This is a genomic window from Campylobacter sp. CNRCH_2015_0338h (assembly GCF_025772785.1).
In the GTDB taxonomy this organism is placed as follows: Bacteria; Campylobacterota; Campylobacteria; order Campylobacterales; family Campylobacteraceae; genus Campylobacter_D.
The window spans coordinates 1-5,000 of sequence record NZ_JAKMST010000017.1 but is presented as its reverse complement, the minus strand read 5'-3'; the positions used below and the strand labels follow the sequence as shown (position 1 = coordinate 5,000).

Genomic DNA, 5,000 nt, shown 5'->3' with positions numbered 1-5,000 from the left:
TCGAGGTGCCAAACCTCCCCGTCGATGTGAGCTCTTGGGGGAGATCAGCCTGTTATCCCCGGGGTACCTTTTATCCTTTGAGCGATGGCCCTTCCACACAGAACCACCGGATCACTAAGACCGACTTTCGTCTCTGCTTGACTTGTATGTCTTGCAGTTAAGCTGGCTTATACCTTTATACTCTACGAACGATTTCCAACCGTTCTGAGCCAACCTTTGTAAGCCTCCGTTATTATTTGGGAGGCGACCGCCCCAGTCAAACTACCCACCAGACATTGTCCCACTTGAGGATAACTCAAGCTGGTTAGCTACCCAAATAAGAAAGAGTGGTATCTCAACAACGGCTCATATACAACTGGCGTCATATACTCAAAGCCTCCCACCTATCCTGCACATTCTTATCCAAATAGCAGTGTCAAGCTGTAGTAAAGGTCCACGGGGTCTTTCCGTCTTGCCGCGGGTAGGAGGAATTTTCACCTCCACTACAATTTCACTGGATCCCTCTTTGAGACAGCTCCCATCTCGTTACGCCATTCATGCAGGTCGGTATTTAACCGACAAGGAATTTCGCTACCTTAGGACCGTTATAGTTACGGCCGCCGTTTACTCGGGCTTCGATCAAGAGCTTCGCTAATGCTAACCCCATCAATTAACCTTCGAGCACCGGGCAGGCGTCACACCCTATACATCCTCTTACGAGTTAGCAGAGTGCTGTGTTTTTGGTAAACAGTCGGGAGGGACTCTTTGTTGTAAGTTTCTTCGCTTTCGGAGTAAATCCTAATACGAAGCGAACCACACCTTATACCGAAGATACGGTGCTATTTTGCAGAGTTCCTTAAAGAGAGTTCTTCCACGCGCCTTAGAATACTCATCCCACCCACCTGTGTCGGTTTACGGTACGGGCAACATTAGCTAAACTTAGAAACTTTTCTTGGCTCGACGGCATCAGCAATTCTCCTCGCTGTCCGAAGACTTTGAAGAGCCTTTCAGTTCTCGGAGTATTGTTATACGGATTTGCCTATATAACCTCCTACGACCTTAGACTAGCACTTCCATCCGCTAGCTTGCTTAGCCCTAAGCGTCCTTCCATCGCACACTAATGTTGGTATTGGAATATTAACCAATTTGCCATCGTCTACCCCTTTCGGACTCGACTTAGGACCCGACTAACCCTACGATGACGAGCATCGCGTAGGAAACCTTGGGTTTACGGCGTTAATGATTCTCACATTAATTATCGCTACTCATGCCTGCATGCTCACTTCTATTCGCTCCAGCACTCCTTACCGGTATACCTTCGGCGCAAATAGAACGCTCTCCTACCACTTAGTAAAACTAAGTCTACAGCTTCGGTACTTACTTTAGCCCCGTTATATTTTCCGCGCAAAATCACTAGACCAGTGAGCTATTACGCTTTCTTTAAAGGATGGCTGCTTCTAAGCCAACCTCCTGGTTGTTTAAGTAACTTCACATCGTTTTCCACTTAAGTAAGATTTAGGGACCTTAGCTGGTAGTCTGGGTTGTTTCCCTCTTGACGACGGATTTTATCACTCGCCGCCTGACTGCTGTGATTACATATAAGGTATTCGGAGTTTGATAGGGTTTGGTACATTGGTGTATGCCCTAGCCCATTCAGTGCTCTACCCCCTTATACTACGACACAACGCTATACCTAAATATATTTCGGAGAGAACCAGCTATCACGAAGTTTGATTGGCCTTTCACCCCTATCCACAAGTCATCCGGGGGCTTTTCAACGCCTATCGGTTCAGTCCTCCACTAGTTCTTACACTAGCTTCAACTTGCTCATGGATAGATCACTTCGTTTCGGGTCTGCAGCATCTGACTTAAGCGCCCTATTCAGACTCGCTTTCGCTACGGCTTCGCGTGTGCTTAACCTTGCCAGACACCACAACTCGCAGGCTCATTATGCAAAAGGCAGTCCATCACACTGTATTGCTACATAGTGCTCTGAATGATTGTAAGCAAATGGTTTCAGGTTCTATTTCACTCTGATCACCTCAGTTCTTTTCACCTTTCCCTCACGGTACTTGTGCACTATCGGTCTGGTAGTAGTATTTAGGGTTGGATCGTGGTCGACCCAGCTTCAGACAGGATTCCTCGTGTCCCGCCCTACTCAGGATACTGCTAGCTAAGGTTTGGTTTTCGTATACGGGACTATCACCCTCTATGGCTACACTTTCCAGAGTGTTCTACTAACCTCACCTATTGCACATTGCAGTCCTACAACCCCCAGTGCAAGCACTGGGTTTGCCCTCTTGCGCTTTCGCTCGCCGCTACTGACGCAATCTCTATTGATTTCTTTTCCTGTAGGTACTAAGATGTTTCAATTCCCTACGTTCGCTCCATTATGGTAGTATATATCTCTATATACTGGGTTGCCCCATTCGGAAATCTACGGATCAAAGCTTCTTGACAGCTCCCCGTAGCTTATCGCAGTCTAGTACGTCCTTCATCGCCTTTACCAGCCAAGGCATCCACCATTCGCTCTTAATAGCTTACCTTTTAAATTCATTCTAAAACGCATCACTTCCTTGTTAAAGTTTTTATGATAAGACTTTACTATCTTAAGACGGAAAGCATTTAAACACTTAATAAAACTAAAAATATTAGTCTCACTAAGCTGTGAGTTTAAAACTTGTCTTTAACTAAAAGCTAAAGAAAAGATAGCTAGGTTTTATCCTTTAACAAGTCCTGTAAAATTGTTTTTATTAAAACTTGCTTGTGACTCTTAACAATGATAATTCAAATAACATTAAATAACTAATCTAATATATAAAATATTCTATTATTTATTTAGCTTAGGTCTTAAAACCTAAAGGAAGTATATATAAAGAGTTTAAATAATTTAAAAACATAGACAATAAAGTATTTTACTTTATTTACTGCTTTATTATTAGCTATATACTTGCTTTAAGTTTTAAAACTTTAACTCAGAATTGATAAACAAATCTTTTTTTATGGTGGGCCTAACAAGACTTGAACTTGTGACCTCACCCTTATCAGGGGTGCACTCTAACCAGCTGAGCTATAGGCCCTTAATAAATGGTGGAGAATAGCGGGATCGAACCGCTGACCTCCTGCGTGCAAAGCAGGCGCTCTCCCAGCTGAGCTAATTCCCCAAAATTAGCTTTTCATCAATCTTTGAAATCTAAACAAGGATGATTGAGTCTATATATGAACTGATAGTTGTGAGACTTATCAGTTTGTACTCTAGAAAGGAGGTGATCCAACCGCAGGTTCTCCTACGGTTACCTTGTTACGACTTCACCCCAGTCGCTGATTCCACTGTGGACGGTAACTAGTTTAGTATTCCGGCTTCGAGTGAAATCAACTCCCATGGTGTGACGGGCGGTGAGTACAAGACCCGGGAACGTATTCACCGTAGCATGGCTGATCTACGATTACTAGCGATTCCGGCTTCATGCTCTCGAGTTGCAGAGAACAATCCGAACTGGGACATATTTTATAGATTTGCTCCACCTCGCAGTATTGCGTCTCATTGTATATGCCATTGTAGCACGTGTGTCGCCCTGGGCATAAGGGCCATGATGACTTGACGTCGTCCACACCTTCCTCCTCCTTACGAAGGCAGTCTATTTAGAGTGCTCGGCCGAACCGTTAGCAACTAAATACGTGGGTTGCGCTCGTTGCGGGACTTAACCCAACATCTCACGACACGAGCTGACGACAGCCGTGCAGCACCTGTCTCTAAGTTCTAGCAAGCTAGCACCCTCTTATCTCTAAAAGGTTCTTAGGATATCAAGCCCAGGTAAGGTTCTTCGCGTATCTTCGAATTAAACCACATGCTCCACCGCTTGTGCGGGTCCCCGTCTATTCCTTTGAGTTTTAATCTTGCGACCGTACTCCCCAGGCGGTACACTTAATGCGTTAGCTGCATTACTGAGATGACTAGCACCCCAACAACTAGTGTACATCGTTTAGGGCGTGGACTACCAGGGTATCTAATCCTGTTTGCTCCCCACGCTTTCGCGCCTTAGCGTCAGTTAAGTTCCAGCAGATCGCCTTCGCAATGGGTATTCTTGGTGATATCTACGGATTTTACCCCTACACCACCAATTCCATCTGCCTCTCCCTCACTCTAGACTACCAGTTTCCCAAGCAGTTCAACGGTTAAGCCGTTGGATTTCACAAGAGACTTGATAATCCGCCTACGCGCCCTTTACGCCCAGTGATTCCGAGTAACGCTTGCACCCTCCGTATTACCGCGGCTGCTGGCACGGAGTTAGCCGGTGCTTATTCCTTAGGTACCGTCAGAATTCTTCCCTAAGAAAAGGAGTTTACGCTCCGAAAAGTGTCATCCTCCACGCGGCGTTGCTGCGTCAGGGTTTCCCCCATTGCGCAATATTCCCTACTGCTGCCTCCCGTAGGAGTCTGGACCGTGTCTCAGTTCCAGTGTGACTGATCATCCTCTCAGACCAGTTAAGCGTCATAGCCTTGGTGAGCCATTACCTCACCAACTAGCTGATACTATATAGTCTCATCCTACACCGAAAAAACTTTCCCTACTCAACTTGTGTTAAGCAGGAATATAGAGTATTAGCAGTCGTTTCCAACTGTTGTCCTCTTGTGTAGGGCAGATTAACTATACCTTACTCACCCGTGCGCCACTAATCCACTTCTAGCAAGCTAAAAGCTTCATCGTTCGACTTGCATGTATTAGGCACGCCGCCAGCGTTCACTCTGAGCCAGGATCAAACTCTCCATAAAAAATAATTGGATAAGTTTAATCTTTTTCTTCAAAGAAAAAGTTGATTGTTAAGATTTAAAAATAAATCTTTCTGGCTCAATCGATCACTTATTTAGATTTCAAAGATTGACTATAAGATTTGATTAACAATATTAATAATTTAAAGAACAAATACTAAAAAATTAAGACAAAAAGTCTTAGCTTTTTAAAACCCTTTCGTTTAAAAAGGAAATGAAATTATAGCAATAAAAGCTTAAAGTTTTATTAA

Annotated in this window: 2 tRNA genes and 2 rRNA genes (1 of these 4 running past the window's edge); all 4 read right to left on the bottom strand. The window is 44.3% G+C overall.

Going from position 1 to position 5,000, the window contains the following annotated elements:
• Nucleotides 1-2,525: ribosomal RNA gene (locus L8X30_RS07795) — 23S ribosomal RNA — on the bottom strand; it reaches 383 nt to the left of the window's first position.
• 457 nt (nucleotides 2,526-2,982) lie between these two features.
• Nucleotides 2,983-3,059: transfer RNA gene (locus L8X30_RS07790), tRNA-Ile, on the bottom strand.
• 8 nt (nucleotides 3,060-3,067) lie between these two features.
• Nucleotides 3,068-3,143: transfer RNA gene (locus L8X30_RS07785), tRNA-Ala, on the bottom strand.
• 95 nt (nucleotides 3,144-3,238) lie between these two features.
• Nucleotides 3,239-4,752: ribosomal RNA gene (locus tag L8X30_RS07780) — 16S ribosomal RNA — on the bottom strand.
• Together the 16S and 23S rRNA genes with 2 tRNA genes alongside form the textbook arrangement of a ribosomal RNA operon.
• Nucleotides 4,753-5,000 lie beyond the last annotated feature (248 nt).